Consider the following 21,674-nt stretch of genomic DNA (forward strand, 5'->3'; position numbering starts at 1 on the left):
TCAGGCTCCCGTATTAGCTAAAAATGCATCGATAAGGCTAAGTAGGCGAGCATTTTGCTCTTCGTTTCCTACGGTTGCGCGTAAACAATGCTGAAGATTGAGTTGTTTAGATTGGTCGCGAATTAACATGCCTTCTGATACCAGATACTGCATTAACTCGTTGGATTTTTCATAACGGAACAAAACGAAGTTTGCTCGTGTATCACCAATAAGTTCAAACCCAGGTTTGCTGGCTAGCGCGCTGGCCAATAATACTTTTTGTTGGTTGATAAAGGCCACTTGGCTTTCAACCAGTACGCGCTTTTCTGGGCTGAGCGCCTGTGCTGCAATTTGTGCCACAGGCTCAGGGATAGGGTATGGGGCAATAACCTTCATTAACGCACCAATAATTTCCGGCGACGCCAATGTGAAGCCACAGCGAAGTCCTGCCAACGCAAAGGCTTTCGACAAAGTACGCAACACCACAAGGTTGGGGTAGTTATCAAATTCATTCGCCCATGTGGTTGTGGGGTCAAATTCAATATAAGCTTCGTCGAGTACCACAATGGCTGAATCGTGGAAGTGTTCCAATACTGCGATCACGTCTTCGCGTTTAACCGGCGTACCGGTTGGATTATTTGGCGCACAAATAAATACCAGGTTCACATCATCGTGGGCGCAGATGGCTGGTACATCTAGATTGAAATCGGGCAATAATGGCGCGCGTTCCACACCAATATCACAGGTTTCAGCACTAATGGCGTACATGCCGTATGTGGGTGGGCAAATCAAAATTTTATCTTCACCCGGTGTACAGAATGTGCGGATCAAAAGCTCAATGCCTTCATCAGCTCCACGAGTGACAATGAGTTGAGATTTGTCTACTTGTGCATAACGCGCATAGCCATTTACCACCTCATCGGGTTGGCAAGAAGGGTAGCGATTAAAATGGTTGCTATCGATGTCATAGTCGTTGGCATAAGGCGACTCGTTGGCGTTGAGCCAATCCTGACCACCAGAAAACAAGCGCCGAGCCGATTCATAGGGCTTTAGTGGCACCAAATTGGCGTTAATTAATTTATCTGCCAGACTCATTTTTTATCCTTACTGACATCAATAGAAGCAAGTTTTTGCATGCGAAGTGCTACCGCATTTTCGTGGGCATCAAGGCCTTCAGCCTGAGCTAACGTCATAATTGCGGGGCCGAGATTACGCATGCCATCAGCACTTAATTCTTGAACCGTGTAACGGCGCATAAAATCGAGTAAACCTAAACTTGAGTAGTTTTTCGCGTAGCCATATGTGGGTAACACGTGGTTGGTGCCTGAGGCATAATCTCCCGCCGATTCGGGGGACCAAGCGCCTAAAAATATCGAACCTGCGTATTTTATTTTGGGCAGATAATCGCGCGCATCATCAATTTGCACTATTAAATGCTCGGGCGCGTATTGATTGCTCACAGTGATAGCTTGCTCGATAGAATCGGCCAGAATGTATCGGGCATGTTCCATCGCTTGGCTAGCAATACTGGTACGTGAAAGCTCAGCTAACTGACGACTCACCTCAGCTTTGGTTTGTGCAATTAATTCAGCACTGTTACTGACCAAAATGGCCTGTGAATCTGGGCCGTGTTCCGCCTGCGAAAGTAAGTCCGAGGCGACATATGCTGGATCGGCGTTGCCGTCTGCAAGTACAAGCACTTCAGAAGGGCCGGCAGGCATATCAATGGCCGCGCCATCAGGGCGTTGACTCACTTGCTGCTTCGCTTCAGTAACAAAGCTATTGCCTGGACCAAAGATCTTATCAACTTTAGCAATACTTTCGGTACCAAAAGCCATTGCCGCAATGGCTTGCGCGCCGCCGCAAAGGTAAATTTCTTCAATCCCACACAAACTGGCTGCGTAGGCAATTTCAGGAGCAATTTCTGCATTTTGGTTGGGGGGCGTGCATAAGACTTTGCGTTCACACCCTGCCACTAACGCGGGTACACCCAGCATCATCACAGTTGAGGGAAGCGGTGCGCTGCCTCCTGGAATGTACAAGCCAACGGCGTCTAACGCAGTAAAACGCTGCTCACAAACCACACCAGGAGTAGTGGTAATGCGAATATCTTGAGGTTGTTGGGCTTCGTGGAATTGTTTAACGTTGTTAAACGCCACTTGAATCGCCGCTTTTACCTCTTCACTCACTCGACTGGCTAACTCATCACGCTTTTCAATAGTTAGCGGTAATGCGGTTAACGACGCACAGTCAAAGCGCTGAGTGAACGACAACACCGCCGCGTCACCGTTTTCGAGCACATTGCTCAGTATATCGGCGACGGTATTGCGCAACGCTTCAGCTTGGGCCATCGCTGGACGGGCCAAACTTTGCGTTTGCTCAGATGGCGTGAGAGAAGACCAATTGATCATCGACGTGCTCACAATCATTACCCCATCATTTTTTCGATAGGTAGAACAAGGATTGAACTACAACCCAATGCCTTTAATTTTTCCATGGTTTCCCAGAACAAGTTTTCTGCGCTCACGACGTGCACGGCAACCGTATCGTCATTACCCGCGAGAGGCAGCACAGTTGGGTTTTCCGCACCGGGAAGTAGGCTTTTAACTTGCTCTAAATAGGCTTTAGGAGCGTGTAGCATGATGTACTTGCTTTCTTTGGCCTGCATTACGCCATCAATACGAGGTACCAAACGGTTAATGAGCGCTTGCTTTTCGTCGTCGAGTTCACCGTCAGCACGTTGAATTAATACGGCTTTAGAACGGAAGATCACTTCTTCTTCTTGTAGACCGTTCGCTTCAAGCGTGGCGCCTGTTGACACTAAGTCACAAATGGCGTCAGCAACACCCGCGCGAGGAGCTACTTCGACAGAACCGGTTAGCATAACGGCTTTCGCATTGACGTTGTTTTCTTTAAAGAAACGCTCCAACAAATAAGGGTAGGTTGTAGCAACCTTCTTACCTTCTAGTGACGTGACGTTTTGATAGTCAAACTCGTTAGGTACGGCAATTGACAAGCGGCAACCGCCGTAGTCTAAGCGGCGTAGTACTTCAAAATCTGATGCCTTGTTAGCGGCTTGGCGCTCTAGCATTTTTTCTTCTAGCTCGTTTTCGCCAATGAAGCCTAAGTCAACAACGCCATCCATGACCAAGCCTGGAATGTCATCATCACGAACGCGCAATAAATCGATAGGCTGATTAGTGGAGTGGGCGATCAGCAAACGGTCACGAATCTGTAGTTTAATGCCAATGGCTTTGAGAAGGGCGATGCTGTCATCGCTTAGACGACCTGATTTTTGAATCGCAATTCGCAGTCTTTTGCTGTCACTCATGGTGAAATCCTCTGTATATCCTGAATTTATTTTGGCGCTTAAAACGAAAAACCCCCGGAAGTTTCCTTCCGGGGGTCGAGAATTTTTTTCTGCGCCACTGGAAGGAAACAATAACCTTCCAGCACGAACCTGAAAGGTTATGCTCTATGATGGTGGTGATGGTTTAAAGCGCAGTTCAACATTGTTTAGTAATCTTTAATTTTTTCGACGCGCAAACAGTAGCCAATTGCGGTGCCATTTGCAACCCCTTTTATTGAAATGAATACACATTCACTACAAAAGAATAATTATAAGCTATGACGAATTAATCAATGACGTGAGGATTTTTTTACAGGCGAGAGTGCACATGTGTAAATCAGTACATTTTATCTACAACTGGCCGATAACAAGGTAAGATAGCTGAAAATCCGCAATATCGAGGAGGCGTTATGTACAATGACTTGTTGTTTCCGATCTTGCCTCGAGAAGGCAAAGTGCCGATAAAGTCGGACAATAAAATCACCAGTATTATCAAAGAAGGAAAGGCCAAAGGCTTGAGCGAAGAAGAGCGAGAAGCTCATGCTGAAGAACGCCGTGTTGATGAAAAGCATCAGTATCATCAAGACGGAGAAGACAAGCCCAGCGACGAGCGCTCGCAACAACGTAAGCAGGACGAAAAACCTCAACAGCACGCCACAGTGCCTGATGTTGAAGCCGAGGTTGAAGTATATGATGAGCATGGTGAATTACATGACCATCACGAGGCGTCAGATGACGATGAGGGTAAACCCCATCTTGATGTTTACATTTAGTGCTCTAGGCAAGCGGATGCCCTTCTGTCATTTTGGATAATTGCGTCATACCCACTGATGCGTGATGTTACTCGTCTTACCAGTCATGTTATTCGTCTGCAAAGTACAATGAAGTGTTAGTCTTCTGTAAAGGTCAAACTTTATACTAGCGCCACTTGTCGCTTCCTATTTAAGCGACACCACGTATTTTTCTCATTTAGTTTTATAAAGAGTGCTTCATTAATGTTAAGAAATCTCTCAATTGGCTTTCGCTCTGCGTTGGCTTTTGGTGTTATTGGTGTGTTAGTGGTCATTGTCGGGGTTACAGGCCTTTACAGTCAAAGCCAGCTGGCAAATGAATTTAATCTTATTGTTGATCACCGTTCTCCCGCCCTCACAGCAATTAAAGAAATAGAAACACAGTTTTTTAAACTTAGGTTAGAAAACGCCAATATTTTGCAGGCTCCCGAGCAATCCCGCTCCGGTTTTATGGCGAAGTATGGTGAAGCTCAAACGCAACTTGACCATGCGCTATCTGTCATGACATCTCTGGCTCAAGCAGAGCAAGCTAAAAAGCTCATTGGGTTAATTAGTAAAGATATTGACGCTTTTTATCGAATTCAAAAGCAGCAAGTTGCATTTTTAGCACAAGGGCATAATGACCAAGCCAACGCAATGCAAAACGGTGAAATGAAAAAGCTCAGAGAAGGCGCAGCTGAGTTAATCGATGACCTCCAAAATTTTCAAATTCAGCGCATTAATGACAGTAAAACAACTGCGAAAAATGTAATCACACGTTCTCAGTGGGTGATCACTGCAATTTTGTTGCTAGCCGTGGTTTGTGTCGTGGTGTTTGCCTCTGTGTTTACCCGTATGTTAGTGGGGCCAATGACAGTTGTGGTTAAGGCCGCAGAAGGTATTGCCCGAGGTGAGTTAAATCAGGTGATTCACGATAATGCTAAAGACGAAACCGGCGTGATGCTGCGCACGTTAGATAGTATGCAAACCTTGTTGCGTGAAACGATCAGTGAGATCCAAGGTTCGGCGCGTCAGCTGGCTCGCACAGCCGAAGAGCTCAGTGTTGTGACCAATCATTCTACGCACAGTATTGATTCTCAAAACCAGCAACTAGAACAAGCTGCATCGGCCATCACTGAGTTAACGTCTTCAATTGAAGAAGTGGCGCGCAATGCTGATGAGACCTCTAACGACGCAGGAGACAGCGACGCGTTAGCGATAGAAGGGCATCAAAAATTTGAGAATAGCAGCAATATGGTGTCGGGTTTGTTGAAAGAGCTAGAATCAAACGTATCGGGTTTAGATACTTTGGCAGGCAATATCAAGAAAATTGGCTCGGTGTTAGATGTGATACGTGAAATTGCGGAACAAACCAACCTGTTAGCTTTGAACGCAGCAATTGAAGCCGCCAGAGCGGGAGAGTCGGGTCGGGGGTTTGCGGTTGTTGCCGATGAAGTGCGTGCGTTGGCTAGACGTACACAAGAATCTACCGAAGAAATTGAACAAATGATTCAAGTGCTTCAGGCCGGAAGTAGTGAAATGGTGGCGTCGATCGACAAGAGTTTCAACGCAGCTAAAAATACCCAAAGTGTTGCGCAAGAAGCTGGCGAAGCGTTAATTCAAATTAGTGCGTCGATCAGCCGTATTAAAGACAAAACCTTTACTGTGGCAACGGCAACTGAAGAACAAGCTCAGGTGTCTAAAGAGGTCGATCACAACATCCTTAAAATTAAAGAGCTGTCGACGGATATTGCCGCTGGAGCAAACCAAACGCGGATGTCGAGCGCAGAGCTTGCGAAGTTGGCAGAGACAATGCGCTCAGTCGCAGACCGCTTTACAGTATAACCACGTTCTCGTTCAAAGAGGGCGTAGAGGTACAGGCGTGGTTGGTCTTAAATAACCCGCCATTCGCAGACTATGCCCTTGAGATTGCCACTGATACATCAATATCGCGATGTATCAGTGAGTCATTTTTAGTTTTTCACTTTGCACTTCTGTTTACTCAATTGGGTGTAACGCCAAAGTAGCATTGTTGTTTCGAGCGGGTTTTGGCATTATGTCGACACTCAAAGCGCGTTTTTTCTTCTTTTTCTTCACAAACGCATACGAAACAGGTATTTACGGTGCTCATGCACATAAGCAAAACACCAATTTCCGTCTACAACGTACGAACGACAACCAAAAAATGTAGTCACCGGAAGCCCTCGGGTGGTTTTGCCTTCTCACTGACCGATTTCTTTTTAATACTTTTTAGGATCCATTATGGAAAAAATCGTCATTGTTGGAGGAGGTGCTGGTGGCCTTGAGCTAGTAACGCGCCTAAGCAAAACTTTGGGTAAGAAGAAGCTTGCTCATATTACCTTGATTGACCGCAGCCGCACGCATGTGTGGAAGCCGTTGCTACATGAAGTGGCGGCTGGTGTGATCGATAAAAACTCCGATGGCGTGGACTACCGCATGCATGCAAGTCGTCATAAGTACGATTTTAGACTGGGTAACATGCGCGAAATCGACAATGAGAACAAGCGGGTCGTACTCGATCCACTTTACGACGACGAAGGCGAATTATTGTTGCCTGAACGAACCATTGAATATGATTATCTGGTATTGGCGATCGGCAGTGTGAGCAACGATTTTGGCACGCCAGGGGTGAGTGAACATTGTTATTTTCTCGACTCCTTGAACCAAGCCGAACGTTTTCATAAAGCGTTACTCAATCAGTTGTTAAAGATTAATCAGCAAGACGACAAACAAGCGTTACATGTGGCGATTGTTGGCGGCGGTGCAACCGGTACCGAGTTGGCGGCTGAACTTCACCATGTCGCGAACCTCGCCAGAGCCTATGGCATGCCCGATATGTCAGCAGACCGATTAAAGGTGTCGATTATTGAAGCTGGGCAAACTATTTTACCCGCTTTGCCACCTCGAATTGCAGCCTCTGCTCGCCGCGCCTTGACCAAGTTGGGCATTAAGGTGATGGAAGGAACCATGGTGGCAAGTGCCAATAAAAATGGTTTTGTGACCAAAGGTGAAGAACAAATTGACGCCGACTTGATGGTCTGGGCCGCAGGGGTGAAAGCGCCAGATTTCATTCGTGACCAAGGTGTATTTGATGTAAATCGTGCCAATCAAATTTTGGTCAATGAATTTATGCAAAGCACGATTGATGACAACATTTACGCGATTGGCGATTGTTGTGGTTTTAAGCAACCCGACGGTAATTGGGTACCGCCTCGCGCACAGTCTGCTCACCAAATGGCATCGACTGTAGCAGAAAACATTCGCAACCGTTTTGCTGGCAAACCTCAAAAGGCTTATCACTATACCGACTACGGCTCACTGGTTCATTTAAGCCGATACAGTACAGTGGGTAGTCTGATGGGGAAACTGGTTAATAGCAGTATGTTTGTTGAAGGGCGGTTAGCGCGATTGGTGTATGTATCTTTGTACAATATGCATCAATTTGCGGTACACGGTTACTTAAAGGGCATGTTGATATTGTTTACCCGCAAGGTCAGTAATATTGTAGGGCCTAAACTCAAGCTGCATTAATGTAAGTGTGGTTTAATGAAGTGCGCGACTAAGGTGTTGCCTTGGCCGCGCGCAATCTATTAAATGCTGGTGTTGTGTGGCGTGTTTTCCAGCGTGCCTTGGGCATGAAACGCACTGAGTGTTTTTAATGCTAATAAAAATACATCGGCAGAGCTATCGCCATCGACGTTTTTGACTACAGTGACGGCTCTTGCGTGTTCTTCACACAAAATTGTCATAGTAATTCCTCCCATACTACCGCCAGAATGCATCACTGCGTGGGGCATTGCGTTCATTAAAGCGAGAGCCTCGGCGTTGTTTTTGTATTTATCGCGCTGGCGATAATCGTCAAAACCGATCTTCCATCCAATACCAAAGCTCACGGTTTCGCCAGAATTTAATGTGGCCGGTGTGAACATGGCTTCTACCGAGAGAGGGTTGAGGTAATGGCCATCTAAATGGGCAACTGCAAATCGCGTAATGTCAGAGGGCGTTGAAATAAAACCGCCACCGGCCCATTTGTAGCTGTGGTCAGTTTGCGGTGAATTATACAGTTTACCCTCGTACACGCTGTAAGGTCGGACGCGTTTTTCAATAAGCGTGTATTGGTCGTCAAAGGCGGTATGGGTGAGTTTCAGTGGCTCGAAGACTTCTTGTTCGATAATTTGGCGAAAATCCCGTTGTGCGTCAGCACCTTCCATTCCTGCACTCACTAATGTCCAGCCAAAGGTAGAATAACTGTGATCAGTGCCCGGCTCAAACAGTAAGTCATCGTCTTTGAACAGGTTTAAACTACTACTGATATCACTATATGTTTTGTTGAGCAAAAACTCATCGGCGCCGTCTTTGTAGTGGCGCACCCCCGCGGTATGTGAAGCTAACTGTCGCAGAGACAGGGGAGCGTGTTTACTCGGCCATTCAGGAACGTAATCAGTAATCGGCTTGTCGAGGTCTAGTTTCCCTTGATCGTACAAACGCATCATGCCGGCCGCGGCGATTAGCTTAGACACACTGCCAATACGCAATTTGTGTTCTGGCGTCATTGCAACCTGGTTTTCGATATCGGCATACCCAAATCCCTCGGCAAAGACCACACCGGTTTTGTCTGCTACGGCAACGCTAATTCCCGGCACGGTGGGCGAAGAAACGGCTTGTTCAAACCAGTTTTCAACGTCGGAAACCGATACTTGCCCGGCGCACGCTGCGCCTGACAATAAGACAGACGAAAAGCAAAGTGAGTGAAATGTCTTAGCAAGACTTATTTTTTTCATTATGGTTTTAGTTTTTCTTTTAAATTAAAGGTTTGAACTGAAGGAACGGCTTTCTGCCCACTGGTTTTCACATTTCCACCAATCACGTATAGCGTATCCTGAATGACCACAGATTTATTGTGACGACTGGCTTGGTAGCCCCAATCGAGTTTCTGCCATGTTTGCGTAGGAAAGTGATAGGCAAAATGGTCAGTGAGCTGATCATAGTTCCCCATGACTAGGAGATAATCCTGCCAAACAACACAGGAGTTTGCACTGATAGCCGTCGGAGATTCTGGTAGTCTCAACCAATGACCTAACTGAGGATCAAACATATCAAGGGTGGAAAACTGCTTTTTTTGCTCCGCGTTATAGCCACCAACCACATACAGTTTGTTTTGATAAGACACCGCACACGTTTGCTTGGCATCTAACATCGGTGGATTAGCGCTCCAATGGGCATTGTCAATCGTAAAGCTCAAATTCATGGTCGTGGTCATTGGTCGACCGGATGCCACGAGGTCGCCGCCGACTAAGTAAATATCGCGATTAAGCTTAGCCGAAGTCACAAGTCTGCTGGCAAAGGGCATCGGCTTAGTGGTAGACACTTCATGGGTTTTGGTATCAAACACTTCAACCGTTACTACGTTTTCTGCATGTCGAAGTTCGGGGTTATAGTGAATACCACCAAATATGTAGATGCGTCCTTGGTCATATTGGGCAGTGGAATAACGGCGGGGTATCACGACGTTGTCGAGTACCTGATGCTGGCCAGTGATGGTATCGAATATTTCAATGTCGCCACGTGCCATTAACCCCATTGCTGAACCACCGATAACGTAGATGTAACGGCCGTCAGTGACGGCGGCATGACCGTAGCGTGGTGTGGTTAGTTCAAATTGGGTATTCACTGTTGGCGCGGGTGGGGTAGATGAGCAGGCGCTGAGTAATACAACGATGACAAGTGTGAAATAGGCTCGCAATTTCATGGTGACATTCCTCGATAAAAAAAGAGGGCGTTCCTCGCCCTCTACGTTTATTTACAGTGGTGAAGATTATTGTAGCTGAGTGACGGTGTAACCGTGCTTGGTTAACATATCGATTAGGCCATCTTTACCGGGAATATGCATAGAGCCTACCAACACAAATTCAGTTTCCGGGGTTTGCAAAAACGCGAGTAAATCCGGTAACCAGTTTTTGTTGCGGTTGATCAGCAAATCATCAAATACTTTGGGATAGTCTTTGGCAAAGTCTTCCATGCCAATTTTATACAAACCTTGCATATCGCCTGCACGCCAAAATGCACGCATTTGATTAATCATTGAAGGCAAGTCTTCGAGGTCATCAAGTGTATAATTAATCATGGCATCTTCTTCGCCTTCACCCATGGTGGCGATGAAATTCAATTGTTCTTCTGGAGTTTCAAACCAAGCAATTTTTTTACCTGCCTGTTTTCCTTTAGCATAGTAAAATGCATCAACACCTTCGCTTGTCAGCCCCATGCGCTGCATTTCAATCACACTCAATGTCACGCTCAAGAGTGAAGGTTTGAACGTCATTAAATGTTGCAACGGTACACCGCGACTATCTAAATGTGTTTTTACGCGAGCAAGGGTGGCTTCTGACAAGGTTTTAGCCAGAGTCGTTCCGTCTTGATAGGTTAACACTGCCATAGATTGTTGCTGGAATGCCGGCGACTGAATTGCGGCAATGTCAGTTTCAAATACCAAAGTATCGGCATTTTCAAACGCCGTGTTATAAGCTTCTGGTAGTGGATAGTCAGTTTGGCTCAGTACGTGAAGCGTACCACCAAGATAGAGTGTGGTGTCGTCTTTGGTAACTTTCCAGACTGAGGCGCTTTGCGCCGCAACAGAGAAAACTAAGCACGCAGAACCTAACAGCGCGGCAGTTTTAGGGAAGAACTTCTTCATAGCGTATCCTTGTATATATCAATCCTGTCAAAAGTTGTGAACCTTAATGCATTGAACGCAATAAGATTTCACAATCCGGTTGCTCAATGTAACGGTTATCGTTCTCACTCGCAATCTTCAAAATCATCTAATTCATTATGCTTGTTGATAAATTGTTAACAGTTGGGCTGGTGGAATCGAAAGACTCGGGTATACTGCCGTCAATAATCGGTTAGTTTAGCGACAGTCAGGTCAATCGCAGTTCATGAATCTTGTGAGGCAACACCCTTTTTTGTCTTGTATCGCCCTATTTTGGCTCGTTCTGATAGGGCTATTACCCAATACGATAACACTATTGACTGAGTACGGTTCGTTTGCCTTGTTGGGTGTGGTTGGAGCGGTATTTGCGAATGCGACTGGAGCAGGTGGTGGCGTTGTTTTTGTGCCATTTTTTAACCAGTTGGGCTTTGCACCTGAAACTATTGTGGGCACCAGCTTCGCGATTCAATGCTGTGGTATGACTGCTGGTGCGTTAACGTGGCGGCGGTATGCGCAACGTCATCACGCCTCCGATGATAACTGGATGCCTTTGAAGCAGGCCGTGACCTATACATTACCCGCTTCGTTTGCTGGCATTTGGGCTGTGCAGTATCTCGCTCCGCAATTTAGTGTGTATCCGTTTATTGTTCAGGTAATAGAACACCTCCACCTTGGTTTTGGTGTGTTTTCTATCATTCTGGCTATGGCAATATTTGCCTCGTTGCTTTTGATCGACAAACTCACCTTTTGCCACTCGCTGTCAAAGGCTGACAAACTTGCTTTGCCCCTTGTTGGTTTTGTGGGAGGAGTTATTACTGCTTGGCTGTCAGTGGGAGTGGGTGAGCTGGTGGCTGTGTATCTTATTATTCGTGGTTTTAATGTAACCATGTCGATTGCTGCTGCTGTGATTGTGTCTGCGTTTTCAGTGTGGTCTGCCATTGCTTATCACGGCGTTGTGGTACAGAGCGTGGTGTGGCAGGTGGTGCTATTTGCCGGAGTAGGGGCAATTGTTGGGGGCATACTGGCAAAGCGCGTAGTACTTATTTTTTCGCCTAAACACCTGAAAATGTTTTTTGCTGCTTGGGTGTTGGTGCTGGGGGTGAGTGGCTTACCGATATTTTCGGTATGAGTTAATCAGACAAATTGCCCCATCTATCTAACACAATGATCTAAACCTCATTCAGTGTGCTACAAAAGAGTATGGTTTACTGTATTTAGGTCGTTATGTCTGCGTTACATTTTCAGCCCCATTCTCCTTACACCCTTACACAACCTGCATGGAGTAAAAACGCGGTTATTTACCAAGTGAATACTCGCCAGTTTAGTGAAAGCGGCACATTTGAAGGTGTAACCAAAAAGCTCGACCATATTCAATCAATGGGGGCAGATATACTGTGGCTGATGCCTATCCACCCTATAGGTGAGCACAACCGCAAAGGTGAGTTAGGTAGCCCTTATTCGGTCAAAGATTATTTGGGCATCAACCCTGAGTTCGGTAATGAAGCCGATTTTGAGGCCTTGGTACATGCCGCGCATCAACGGGGATTGAAAGTCATTATAGATTGGGTACCAAACCACAGCGCGTGGGACAACCCCTTGGTCGAACAGCATCCTGATTGGTATGCCAAAGACTACAAGGGGGATTTTAGGCCTTCGCCGTGGTGGGATTGGAGCGACATCATCGAGTTTGACTACAACATACCTGCGCTGCGTGAATACATGGTCAATGCGCTACGGTACTGGGTAGAGCGCTTTGACATTGATGGATTTCGTTGTGATGTGGCGGGCTACGTGCCGAATGACTTTTGGGAGCAAGCACGCGCTTCCCTCGACGCAATAAAACCTGTTTTTATGCTTGCCGAATGGGAAAACCGCGATCTGCACGAAAAAGCCTTTAACATGACCTACGCGTGGAGCTGGAACGAAACTCTACACGATATCGCGCAAGGTCTAGCCCCTTTGGACCGTTTGCGCAAATACTACTCGTGGAATGAGCGAGCCTGGCCACAATCAGCTTATCGCATGACCTTTGTGAGTAATCATGACAAAAATGCGTGGGATGGTACTCAACGAGAGCAGTTTGGCGAGGCGCTCGAAGCGGCGATTGTGTTGTCGGTACTCGGCGAGGGAATGCCGCTTATTCACAACGGTCAAGAAGCGGGTGAGTCAAAGCGGTTGGCGTTTTTCGAACGCGATCCCATTGAGTGGCAGCCTCATCCTATTGGCGACCTATACCGCAGCCTTATCAGTATCAAGAAGCGCTACTCGGCATTGTGGAACGGCCCTTACGGGGCCACTATGATTCAAGTGCCCAACAGCTTGCCTCAACAGGTATTTAGTTTTGTTCGACAGCAAAATCAGCACAAGATATTTGTGGTACTCAATTTTTCAGCGTTGGCTTGCGACGTGAGTTTCGAGCAGGAGCTTTATCACGGCCAGTTCCACGACGCGTTTACTCAACAGGTGTTAAATCTTGCCCAAGGGAGTGTGTTGACCATGCCTTCTTGGGGATATCGCGTGTTAATTGAGCAGCAAGACTGAACGGGAATACAGATTTGCACACAAGAGGCTAATTGGTTCGCCCATTTGTGATTATTTTTGGCATAATAGACGGCTTTTACACGACCTAGAGTTTTCATGCCAACAGTCTCGAATGTTTTTGCTGATAATGGTTCACTTGCTCAAGCCATTCCGGGGTTCAAGCCTCGTCAGGCCCAAACTGAAATGGCCCTTGCCGTAGAAAAAGCAATCGATAAATGCCACAGTCTGATCGTTGAGGCGGGCACTGGCACAGGTAAAACATTTGCGTACTTAGCACCTGTGTTTACCAATAAAGGCAAAGCGATTGTGTCTACGGGCACAAAAAACCTGCAAGAACAGTTGTTTCATCGTGATTTACCTGTCGTTAAAAAAGCCCTAAAAAGCAATCGTAAAACCACCTTGTTAAAGGGCCGATCTAACTATCTGTGTTTGCACCGGCTAGGGCAGCATGGCGGTAACTCAACATTGGTCGAAAAAGACGTGTTGAACGAATTAGTTACCGTGAAAACCTGGGCCAACACCACTAATACTGGGGATATGGGCGAGCTTAAAACATTGCCAGAGGACGCTAAAGTATTGCCAATGGTGACGTCGACCGTGGATAATTGCCTTGGTCGAGATTGCCCTGATTATGAAGAATGCTATTTAGTTAAAGCCCGGCGCAAAGCACTCGACGCAGATATTGTTGTGGTGAATCACCACTTGTTTTTTGCCGATATGGCGCTGCGTGACACCGGCTTTGGCGAGCTGATCCCAGAAGCTGATACGTTAATCTTTGACGAAGCCCATCAAATTCCAGATATTGCCAGTGAATATTTCGGAGAGAACTTGTCGACGCGGCAAATTCAAGACTTGTGTAAAGATATCAACCTTCTATTTCGCACGGTATTGAAAGACGTGGCCCAGCTTGACAAAGCGGCTGAAAAAACACGCCTTCTGGCAGCCGATTTGCGACTCATGTTCCCCGACACTCCGCAAAAAGGTAACTGGTTAGAAGAGCTGGAGCGTGAGCAGATCCAGACCCAACTGAATAAATTAGATGATGCCATTGGTGTGTTGCAAGATGTGGCGAAAATTCATCTCAACCGCGATAAAGAATTAGACACTATTTATACCCGTATTGTGGAATGTAGAGAAAAGCTCGCAATGTTTATGAACCCCGAAGCAGAAGGGGTGAGCTTGTGGTACGAGACCACACCACGTCATTTGGTTTTGCATTTAACTCCGCTCTCGATAGCAAAGCGCTTTCGCAACTTTGTGAAGAACCCTCAGCGGGGTTGGGTGTTTACCTCGGCTACCCTAATGGTTGATGGCGGTTTTACGCATTTTCAGCGTCGCATGGGGTTAGAAGATGCCAAAACACTCAGCTTGGGGAGCCCATTCGATTACGAACAGCAAGCGATATTGTGTGTGCCGAGGTTTATCCCAGAACCGAATAGTTTTGCAATGCGAGAAACGCTACTCAATACGGCTAAACGCTTGATCAAAGCAAGTCATGGGCGCTGTTTCTTGCTGTTTACTTCTCATGCCATGATGAATGAAATTGCCGGTAAGTTGGAAGACGCAGTGCCAAATCCCTTATTGGTGCAAGGCTCAACATCAAAGCAAGAACTGCTTAGCCAATATCTCAAGCGCAAAGATGCGGTGTTGCTGGGCACTGGCGCATTTTGGGAAGGGGTCGACGTTCGGGGAAATGATTTGGTTTGTGTGTTGATAGACAAATTGCCTTTCGCTTCACCTGATGACCCTTTGTTACAGGCGCGCATTGAAGATTGTAAAAAGCGCGGAGCCAACCCTTTTGCTGCGATTCAAATTCCGCAAGCCGTGATAACCTTAAAGCAAGGCGCAGGACGATTGATCCGAGATCCTTCAGATAAGGGCGTACTGGTCATTTGTGACAACCGTTTAGTGACGAAACCCTACGCGAAAACATTTTTGTCTAGCTTGCCACCCATGCACCGCACACGTGACTTGGATAAAGTGGAAGCCTTTCTACAAGATATACCCTTGGATTAACAGGACACCCTATGAATTTATTGGTGATTGATACAGCAACAGAAGCGTGTTCTGTTGCGTTAACCTACAACGACAGTACTTTTGTGCGATACGAAGTGTGCCCTCAGGAGCACAGTCAAAAGCTATTACCTATGGTCGATGCTGTGATGCAGGAAGCGGGCGTGACCTTGGCTCAACTCGACGGGTTAGGTTTTGGTCGTGGCCCAGGGAGTTTTACTGGGGTACGTATTGCGACAGGTATGATTCAAGGCCTGGCATTGGGGTCAAATTTGTTGGTAGCTGGTATCAGCACGCTGCAGGCGATGGCGCAGCAACAAATTGAACAACACGGTGCTAGCTGTGTTGCCGTAGCTATAGATGCGCGAATGAACGAGGTTTATTTTGCTGTTTATGAAGCAAAAGACGGTAAGGCGGCTTTGCTGGTAGAAGAGCAAGTGTGCCCGCCCGATGTGGCCGCAGCCCATTGCAATGGCTGTGAGATAGACAGTTTCGCAGGGACGGGTTGGGAAGCTTATGCGCCATTAACAGCATTGCTTGAAGGGCGGTCGGTTGTGGTGTCTTTCCCGCAGGCCAAATATATGTTGCCATTGGCTCAGGCGGCCTTTGCGGCAGGCGAAGCAAAATCGGTGAACGACATTCAACCTGTGTATTTACGCGACACAGTGACATGGAAGAAGTTACCGGGTCGAGAGTAGCGGGTTCTGACGAATACAAACAATGGCTTGATTCTTGCTTTTTTGCTTATATACAAGTTGAGTTTTCGTTAATTCACTGTGTATTACTTCTTTAAGTCGTTGAGTTACATTTAATGCGAGATAGCGAGTGGATATAGACGGCCGCTTACCATCACAAAATGTCACCTTACCTGTGGGGCGTCAGCAACCGCAGCAGTCGCCTGCGCGTGTTGAAAAGCAGACTGAGAAAGACGCACAAACCCAACCCACCTTGTTGCCAAAAGTGGGCGAGGATGGCAGTGAACAAACGTACACGCAAGCGTTTGCTCAAGCTGAAAATTATCAACAATCTACCATTTATGACCAACCTCAAGGCAAAGCTCAAGGCGCTGTAGACGCGTACACCAGCTTTGAAAAATCTACGCAACGAGACCATCTGCGTGATTTGATTGGCGTCGACATATACGCTTGACGCCCTCACTGTGCGATGATCGTGCTTGGCTTTTATTCGGTATAAACTCATACTAAGTATTGTTTATTCAGGTAGGGTTAAGTTTACAACTGCTATCTATGATGATGAAAAAGTTGTACGCCTAACCGAGTAACCATTTAACAAGGACAGATATGAAATTACGTGCATTTATTATTCTTGGGGTACTCGCCCTTTCTGGCTGCGCAATGGTACCTGACGAAATTAGCGTACCTGACAATGAATCGTTAGTGTCTTATTCTCAAGCCGTAACAGGTGGTGATGGTGTTAAAGGTAAAACTGCCCGTTGGGGTGGGATTATCGTAGCCGTTGAGAATAAACCGCAAAAGACGTTTGTTGAAGTGGTTAACTTTCCGTTGAATCATTATGGCAAGCCCAAGTCGTCATCAGAGGAAACGATAGGTCGTTTCAAAGTCGAAATTGATGGCTTTTTAGACCCCATTATTTTTGAAAAAGGCCGTTTAGTCACTTTTATCGGTAGTGTACAAACACCCTTGGCGGGTATGATTGGCGAACAGCCATACATGTACCCTAGTATAAAAGTGAAAGACTACTACCTGTGGCGAAAAGACAATACTTACGATGGCTTCCCGCCAATGTTCTTTGATTATCGCATGGGCTGGTATTCTGCGTGGCATCCGTATTATCGCCCCTACCTATGGTCATATCATCAGCAGTATCGCGTGGTGCGATCAAGAAACAACAATCGGAACAACTACCGCCCATCAAGAGACATTAATCAAGGGCAGCCGAAACAGCCGCGAAGTGTACCTGCGTCCCGTACAAACAAGAATAACCTCAGAGCAAAAGAGCGTTAATTCATTTAAGTGATTGGCAGCGGTCACCACAAAGCCAGTATGATCAACACTTCGTTGGTCTTCTGGCTTTATTTATTGCCGTAAGCGGCTTGTTCTTGCCGCTCGGGTGGCAATATTGTGATAAAGGCCGGCAAAATAATGCAGGGTAGGTATGTTTCAAAAAACGTATGATTTAGGCTATATCGAAATTGCTAGTGTGCAAAACGTGGACACAGTTGCAGCAGATCGGCCCGTGATTATCGGTCTTCATGGGTATTTGGATAATGCGGAAAGTTGGTCTTCATTACAGCCTTATTTTAATGGTCATCAATTTGTTGCAATTGATTGGCCTGGACATGGCTTGTCGGGGCATCGTCCCCAGGGCGCACATTATCATCAATTAGACTATATTTACGACTTGAGGGCGCTAATCGAGTCGCAAAAGTGGCAGCAAGTGTGGCTTGTGGGCCATTCGATGGGAGGCATTCTAGCAACCTTGTATGCCAGTGTTTACGATGATCTACTTGGTGTTGTGTCGGTTGACGCATGTGGTCCTTTTACTGGAGACGTTGAAACGTCATCAGAACAAATTAGGCACGCTATTGCGTCTCGCAGAAAAGTCGAAGGCGCGAGTGCGCGTTCGGTAGTGCTTGCTAGTGCAGTAAAAGCGCGTTGTTTGCATTCGGATATGTCACCCAACATCGCAGAACCTATATTAATACGTAATATAGATTTTAGTGATAATACTTGTGGAGTGTGGCGCAGTGATTTGCGCTTGCGCACCCAATCAATGTTGCGACTAACGGAAGAGCAAGCGCAGCATTTGATGCAATCTATTAACGTGAGCCTATGCTTTATCCTCGCTGAAAACAGCGCGTTAGGTATGGTTGAACGTTTTTACGTCAGAGAAAAGTGGTGGAAAAATAAGCGGTTAATCAAGATGAGTGGCGGTCACCACCTCCATATGGAAAATCCTGAAGCTGTAGCAAAAATAATTCGCGATTTTGTTGAACAAATGTAAACAGTAACATTTATCTTTGCTGGCGCATCCTATACTATACGCAAGTAATCAGACCAGTTATTGAAGTTGCGTAAAACATAAGCGCAATTCATACATTAACAAAATAAAAACGACAATGTGATCGGAGGGTTTGTGGAAAAAACCTGGCTCAAGCAATACGACCCCAGCGTTTCAGCAGAGATAGATGCGGACCGCTATGCTTCAATTGTAGATATCTTCGAACAGTCTATCGAAAAATACGCGGACAAGACCGCTTACATCAATATGGGTCAGACCATGACCTTTAACGAGCTAGACGTGCAGTCACGTCAGTTCGCTGCGTATCTTCAAAATAGTGGGCTTCAACGCGGAGACGCCGTTGCGGTGATGATGCCCAACTTGCTGCAATACCCTGTAGCCATGTTCGGAATATTACGTGCAGGCCTAGTGGTGGTGAATGTTAACCCGCTCTACACCGCACGAGAGCTGAAGCATCAATTAAATGATGCGAACGTGAAAACCATTGTTATTGTCGAAAATTTCGCAAGTACGCTAGCTTCAATCATCAAAGAGACTAACGTTCAACATGTACTGTTAACGCAACTCGGCGACATGCTACCCGCACCTAAACGTTGGGTAGTGAACATGGTGGTGAAGCATGTGAAAAAGATGGTCCCTGCATTTGAATTGCCAGGTGCCAAGCGTTTTATGGATGCACTAAAAGAAGGGGCGAAATGCACCTTCGATCGTCCTGAGGTTACGGGTGAAGACTTAGCCTTTTTACAATACACCGGTGGTACAACGGGTGTGTCTAAAGGAGCAATGTTAACTCACCGCAATATGATTGCTAACCTTGAGCAAGTTTCAGGTATTTTGGCGATTGTGGTTGAGCCTGGTAAAGATTTAGTCGTCACCGCTTTACCGCTTTATCATATCTTTGCCTTACTGGCTAACTGCTTACTATTTTTGAAGTTTGGTTGCCCTAACTTACTGATCACCAACCCTCGTGACATGCCGGGCTTTGTTAATGAACTTAGCAAATACCCCTTTGCCATATTACCTGGAGTGAACACACTGTTTAACGGGTTGCTGAATACTTCTGGGTTTGCAGAACTAGACTTTAGCAACTTCAAATTCGGTTTAGGCGGCGGTATGGCCGTGCAGCGCCCTGTTGCAGAAAAGTGGCAGAAGGTTACGGGTACGGTATTGCTAGAAGGCTACGGGTTGACAGAATGTTCACCTGTAGTGGCGGTGAATCCTCCCCATCTCGAAGCCTATAAAGGATCGATTGGTTTACCGGTTCCCTCTACCGACATTATGCTACTCGATGATGACGGCAACGAAGTAGCTCTTGGTGAGCCGGGTGAATTGTGGGTAAAAGGCCCACAAGTTATGAAAGGGTATTTGAATCGCCAAGAAGCCACAGATGAAATATTGAAAGACGGGTGGTTAGCCACCGGTGATATCGCAGTAGCGGATGAAGACGGATATTTCTATATTGTTGATCGCAAAAAAGATATGATCTTGGTATCGGGCTTTAACGTGTTCCCGAACGAGATTGAAGAAGTGGCAGCAATGCATGAGAGCGTGCTTGAAGCCGCGGCGATTGGTGTGCCTCATGAAGTCAGCGGTGAAGTGGTCAAACTCTTTGTTGTGCGAAAAGATGATACACTTACCGCAGAAGCTGTGATCACGCATTGCCGTAGTCACCTGACCGGATATAAAGTGCCCAAGCACGTTGTGTTTAAAGACGAATTGCCGAAAACCAACGTGGGTAAAATTTTACGCAGAGAACTACGCGACTAAGTTTTACCAAGGCACCAGAATTGGAGAGCAGCCGGCATTTGCCGGCTTCGTTCGTTTATGGATTATATTTTTGTAAAAAGTCATCAAGCACTTGCTGACGTCTGCGCGCGCGCTGCGCAAAAAGACGCCGTTGCGTTAGATACTGAGTTTGTGCGCACCCGCACTCTCACTCCCCAGTTGGGCTTGTTGCAGTTATTTGATGGTGATCAGCTGGTCTTAATTGACCCTCTGGCTATTGATGATATGCAGCCGCTCATCGACTTACTGGTTGATGAAAGCACTATGAAGGTGCTGCACTCATGCTCAGAAGACTTAGAAACGTTATTGACGGCCTTCGGTGTATTACCTACTCCGGTATTCGATACACAGTTTGCCGCGAGTGTGTTGGGGTTAGGCGCGACCATGGGCTATGCCCGGTTGATCGAAACCTTGTTGTCAGTGTCGTTAGAAAAAGGTGAAAGCCGCACCGACTGGCTCGCCCGTCCGTTAACCGACAATCAATGCCGCTATGCCGCCGACGATGTACTGTATTTGCTTCCGGCTTACGACATATTGAAACAACAAATTGATGAAGCCGATAAGCTGGACTGGGTGGTGAGTGAAGTTGCTGTACTCGGTGAGAAAAAACGCGCACAAATGCCGGTGGATTTTGCCTACTTGCAAATAAAAAACAACTGGCGGTTATCGAGCGAAAAGTTAACCGTGTTGCAAGCCCTAGCGGCTTGGCGATTACAGCGCGCCCGAGATAAAGACCTCGCGTTAAATTTTGTGTTTAGAGAAAGTCATTTGTACGAGGTGGCCAACCGTTTACCTAATAGCAAGTCGGCTTTGTCTAAAGTGCACAGCGTAACGCCACAAGAATTACGCATGAATGGCGACACTGTGCTAAAGCTGGTTGACGAAGCACTGACGCAATTTGCCAATGTACCCGAAGCACAGCGGTTACCTCGAGTTAAGCGACTTATCGATGTGCCAGAATACAAACAGTATTTGTCTCAAATAAAACAGTTGGTTGACACAATTGCACAGCAAAATAATGTTGCTGCTGAAGTGGTGGCGTCGAAAAAGCAGATCAATCAGCTATTGAAATGGTGGTGGTTTGAACAAGACGAAACCCGCGTGCAGGGCTTAACACCCGATCTTCTGACAGGGTGGAGAGCAGCGCTTTTTACTCAACCGCTGCATGACATTTTAGGCGAGCCGCCAACAGAATTTAAATAGGAACACCATGTTAGTTGCTGTATATAAAACGCGAAAAAAACAAGGCATGTACTTGTACGTCAATAAAAAAGACGATTTTTCATCGGTACCCGACGTGCTTAGAAAACAGTTTGGTACGCCCGAATTAGTGATGATGTTACCACTGGATAAGCGCGCAACGTTGGGCTTGGTTGACAAAACCAAGTTAGTTGAAGCGTTGGCTGAACAAGGCTTTTATTTGCAGATGCCTCCAAAAGAAGATGACCTTCTGGTAGAGCACAGAACGTCGTTAGGTTTGTCACCGAATCCCGATAAGCGTTAA

General features: G+C 46.5%; 19 protein-coding genes and 1 other annotated feature. Of the genes, 13 read left to right on the forward strand and 6 right to left on the reverse strand.

Going from position 1 to position 21,674, the window contains the following annotated elements; all coding sequences use genetic code 11:
* The 3 genes from hisC to hisG are packed head-to-tail and all read right to left on the reverse strand — an operon-like array spanning position 1 to position 3,310.
* The gene (gene hisC / locus ACXAH6_RS12225; protein ID WP_474877205.1) at positions 1–1,074 is read right to left on the reverse strand and encodes a histidinol-phosphate transaminase; all 1,074 of its coding nucleotides are present in this window, start codon (positions 1,072–1,074) and stop codon (positions 1–3) included.
* Positions 1,071–2,390, reverse strand: coding sequence for a histidinol dehydrogenase (hisD, locus tag ACXAH6_RS12230; protein ID WP_474877206.1), 1,320 nt, complete (start codon positions 2,388–2,390; stop codon positions 1,071–1,073). The genes hisC and hisD overlap by 4 nt, the downstream gene beginning before the upstream one ends.
* Positions 2,391–2,407: 17 nt before the next feature.
* Positions 2,408–3,310 (reverse strand): ATP phosphoribosyltransferase, encoded by a 903-nt coding sequence (hisG, locus tag ACXAH6_RS12235; protein ID WP_474877208.1) that lies wholly within the window; start codon positions 3,308–3,310, stop codon positions 2,408–2,410.
* 46 nt (positions 3,311–3,356) lie between these two features.
* Positions 3,357–3,472: a sequence feature (His leader region), on the reverse strand.
* Between the two features lie 266 nt (positions 3,473–3,738).
* On the opposite strand from hisG, the gene ACXAH6_RS12240 reads away from it, so the two are divergent.
* From ACXAH6_RS12240 to ACXAH6_RS12250, 3 genes are all read left to right on the forward strand, one after another.
* Entirely contained in the window at positions 3,739–4,101 is a 363-nt protein-coding gene (locus ACXAH6_RS12240) for a hypothetical protein (protein WP_474877210.1), read from the forward strand.
* A gap of 222 nt (positions 4,102–4,323) precedes the next feature.
* Entirely contained in the window at positions 4,324–5,943 is a 1,620-nt protein-coding gene (locus tag ACXAH6_RS12245; protein ID WP_474877212.1) for a methyl-accepting chemotaxis protein, read from the forward strand.
* A gap of 417 nt (positions 5,944–6,360) precedes the next feature.
* Positions 6,361–7,650: an NAD(P)/FAD-dependent oxidoreductase gene (locus tag ACXAH6_RS12250; RefSeq protein WP_474877213.1), complete on the forward strand. Its 1,290-nt coding sequence runs from the start codon at positions 6,361–6,363 to the stop codon at positions 7,648–7,650.
* 59 nt (positions 7,651–7,709) lie between these two features.
* On the opposite strand, the gene ACXAH6_RS12255 is transcribed toward ACXAH6_RS12250, so the two are convergent.
* The 3 genes from ACXAH6_RS12255 to ACXAH6_RS12265 form a co-directional block, all read right to left on the reverse strand.
* Positions 7,710–8,900 (reverse strand): serine hydrolase domain-containing protein, encoded by a 1,191-nt coding sequence (locus ACXAH6_RS12255; protein ID WP_474877215.1) that lies wholly within the window; start codon positions 8,898–8,900, stop codon positions 7,710–7,712.
* Entirely contained in the window at positions 8,900–9,868 is a 969-nt protein-coding gene (locus tag ACXAH6_RS12260; RefSeq protein ID WP_474877217.1) for a Kelch repeat-containing protein, read from the reverse strand. Before ACXAH6_RS12260 ends, ACXAH6_RS12255 begins: the two co-directional genes overlap by 1 nt.
* A gap of 66 nt (positions 9,869–9,934) precedes the next feature.
* A complete protein-coding gene (locus ACXAH6_RS12265; protein ID WP_474877218.1) occupies positions 9,935–10,810 on the reverse strand; it encodes a TraB/GumN family protein in 876 nt (291 codons plus the stop codon).
* Between the two features lie 244 nt (positions 10,811–11,054).
* Here ACXAH6_RS12265 and ACXAH6_RS12270 point away from each other — a divergent pair, with 244 nt between their 5' ends.
* The 10 genes from ACXAH6_RS12270 to ACXAH6_RS12315 all read left to right on the forward strand — a co-directional run bounded on the left by ACXAH6_RS12270 (position 11,055) and on the right by ACXAH6_RS12315 (position 21,674).
* Positions 11,055–11,957, forward strand: coding sequence for a sulfite exporter TauE/SafE family protein (locus ACXAH6_RS12270; protein WP_474877219.1), 903 nt, complete (start codon positions 11,055–11,057; stop codon positions 11,955–11,957).
* A 95-nt stretch (positions 11,958–12,052) separates the two neighbouring features.
* Positions 12,053–13,369 carry an alpha-amylase family glycosyl hydrolase gene (locus tag ACXAH6_RS12275; RefSeq protein WP_474877221.1) on the forward strand — a complete coding sequence of 439 codons (1,317 nt, stop codon included), beginning with the start codon at positions 12,053–12,055 and terminating at the stop codon, positions 13,367–13,369.
* Positions 13,370–13,465: 96 nt separating this feature from the next.
* Positions 13,466–15,385 carry an ATP-dependent DNA helicase gene (locus tag ACXAH6_RS12280; protein ID WP_474877222.1) on the forward strand — a complete coding sequence of 640 codons (1,920 nt, stop codon included), beginning with the start codon at positions 13,466–13,468 and terminating at the stop codon, positions 15,383–15,385.
* An 11-nt stretch (positions 15,386–15,396) separates the two neighbouring features.
* Positions 15,397–16,080, forward strand: a complete 684-nt coding sequence (tsaB, locus tag ACXAH6_RS12285; RefSeq protein ID WP_474877223.1) for a tRNA (adenosine(37)-N6)-threonylcarbamoyltransferase complex dimerization subunit type 1 TsaB — start codon at positions 15,397–15,399, stop codon at positions 16,078–16,080.
* A gap of 127 nt (positions 16,081–16,207) precedes the next feature.
* Entirely contained in the window at positions 16,208–16,531 is a 324-nt protein-coding gene (locus tag ACXAH6_RS12290) for a hypothetical protein (protein ID WP_474877225.1), read from the forward strand.
* 152 nt (positions 16,532–16,683) lie between these two features.
* On the forward strand, positions 16,684–17,367 hold the full coding sequence (locus tag ACXAH6_RS12295; protein WP_474877226.1) for a Slp family lipoprotein: 684 nt from the start codon (positions 16,684–16,686) through the stop codon (positions 17,365–17,367).
* A gap of 151 nt (positions 17,368–17,518) precedes the next feature.
* Positions 17,519–18,367 carry an alpha/beta fold hydrolase gene (locus ACXAH6_RS12300; protein ID WP_474877228.1) on the forward strand — a complete coding sequence of 283 codons (849 nt, stop codon included), beginning with the start codon at positions 17,519–17,521 and terminating at the stop codon, positions 18,365–18,367.
* A gap of 132 nt (positions 18,368–18,499) precedes the next feature.
* The gene (gene fadD / locus ACXAH6_RS12305) at positions 18,500–20,152 is read left to right on the forward strand and encodes a long-chain-fatty-acid--CoA ligase FadD (protein ID WP_474877230.1); all 1,653 of its coding nucleotides are present in this window, start codon (positions 18,500–18,502) and stop codon (positions 20,150–20,152) included.
* 57 nt (positions 20,153–20,209) lie between these two features.
* Positions 20,210–21,373 (forward strand): ribonuclease D, encoded by a 1,164-nt coding sequence (gene rnd, locus ACXAH6_RS12310; protein WP_474877231.1) that lies wholly within the window; start codon positions 20,210–20,212, stop codon positions 21,371–21,373.
* A gap of 7 nt (positions 21,374–21,380) precedes the next feature.
* Positions 21,381–21,674 (forward strand): YcgL domain-containing protein, encoded by a 294-nt coding sequence (locus ACXAH6_RS12315; RefSeq protein WP_474877232.1) that lies wholly within the window; start codon positions 21,381–21,383, stop codon positions 21,672–21,674.

This window comes from Alteromonas sp. ABE4_545 (genome assembly GCF_056161325.1).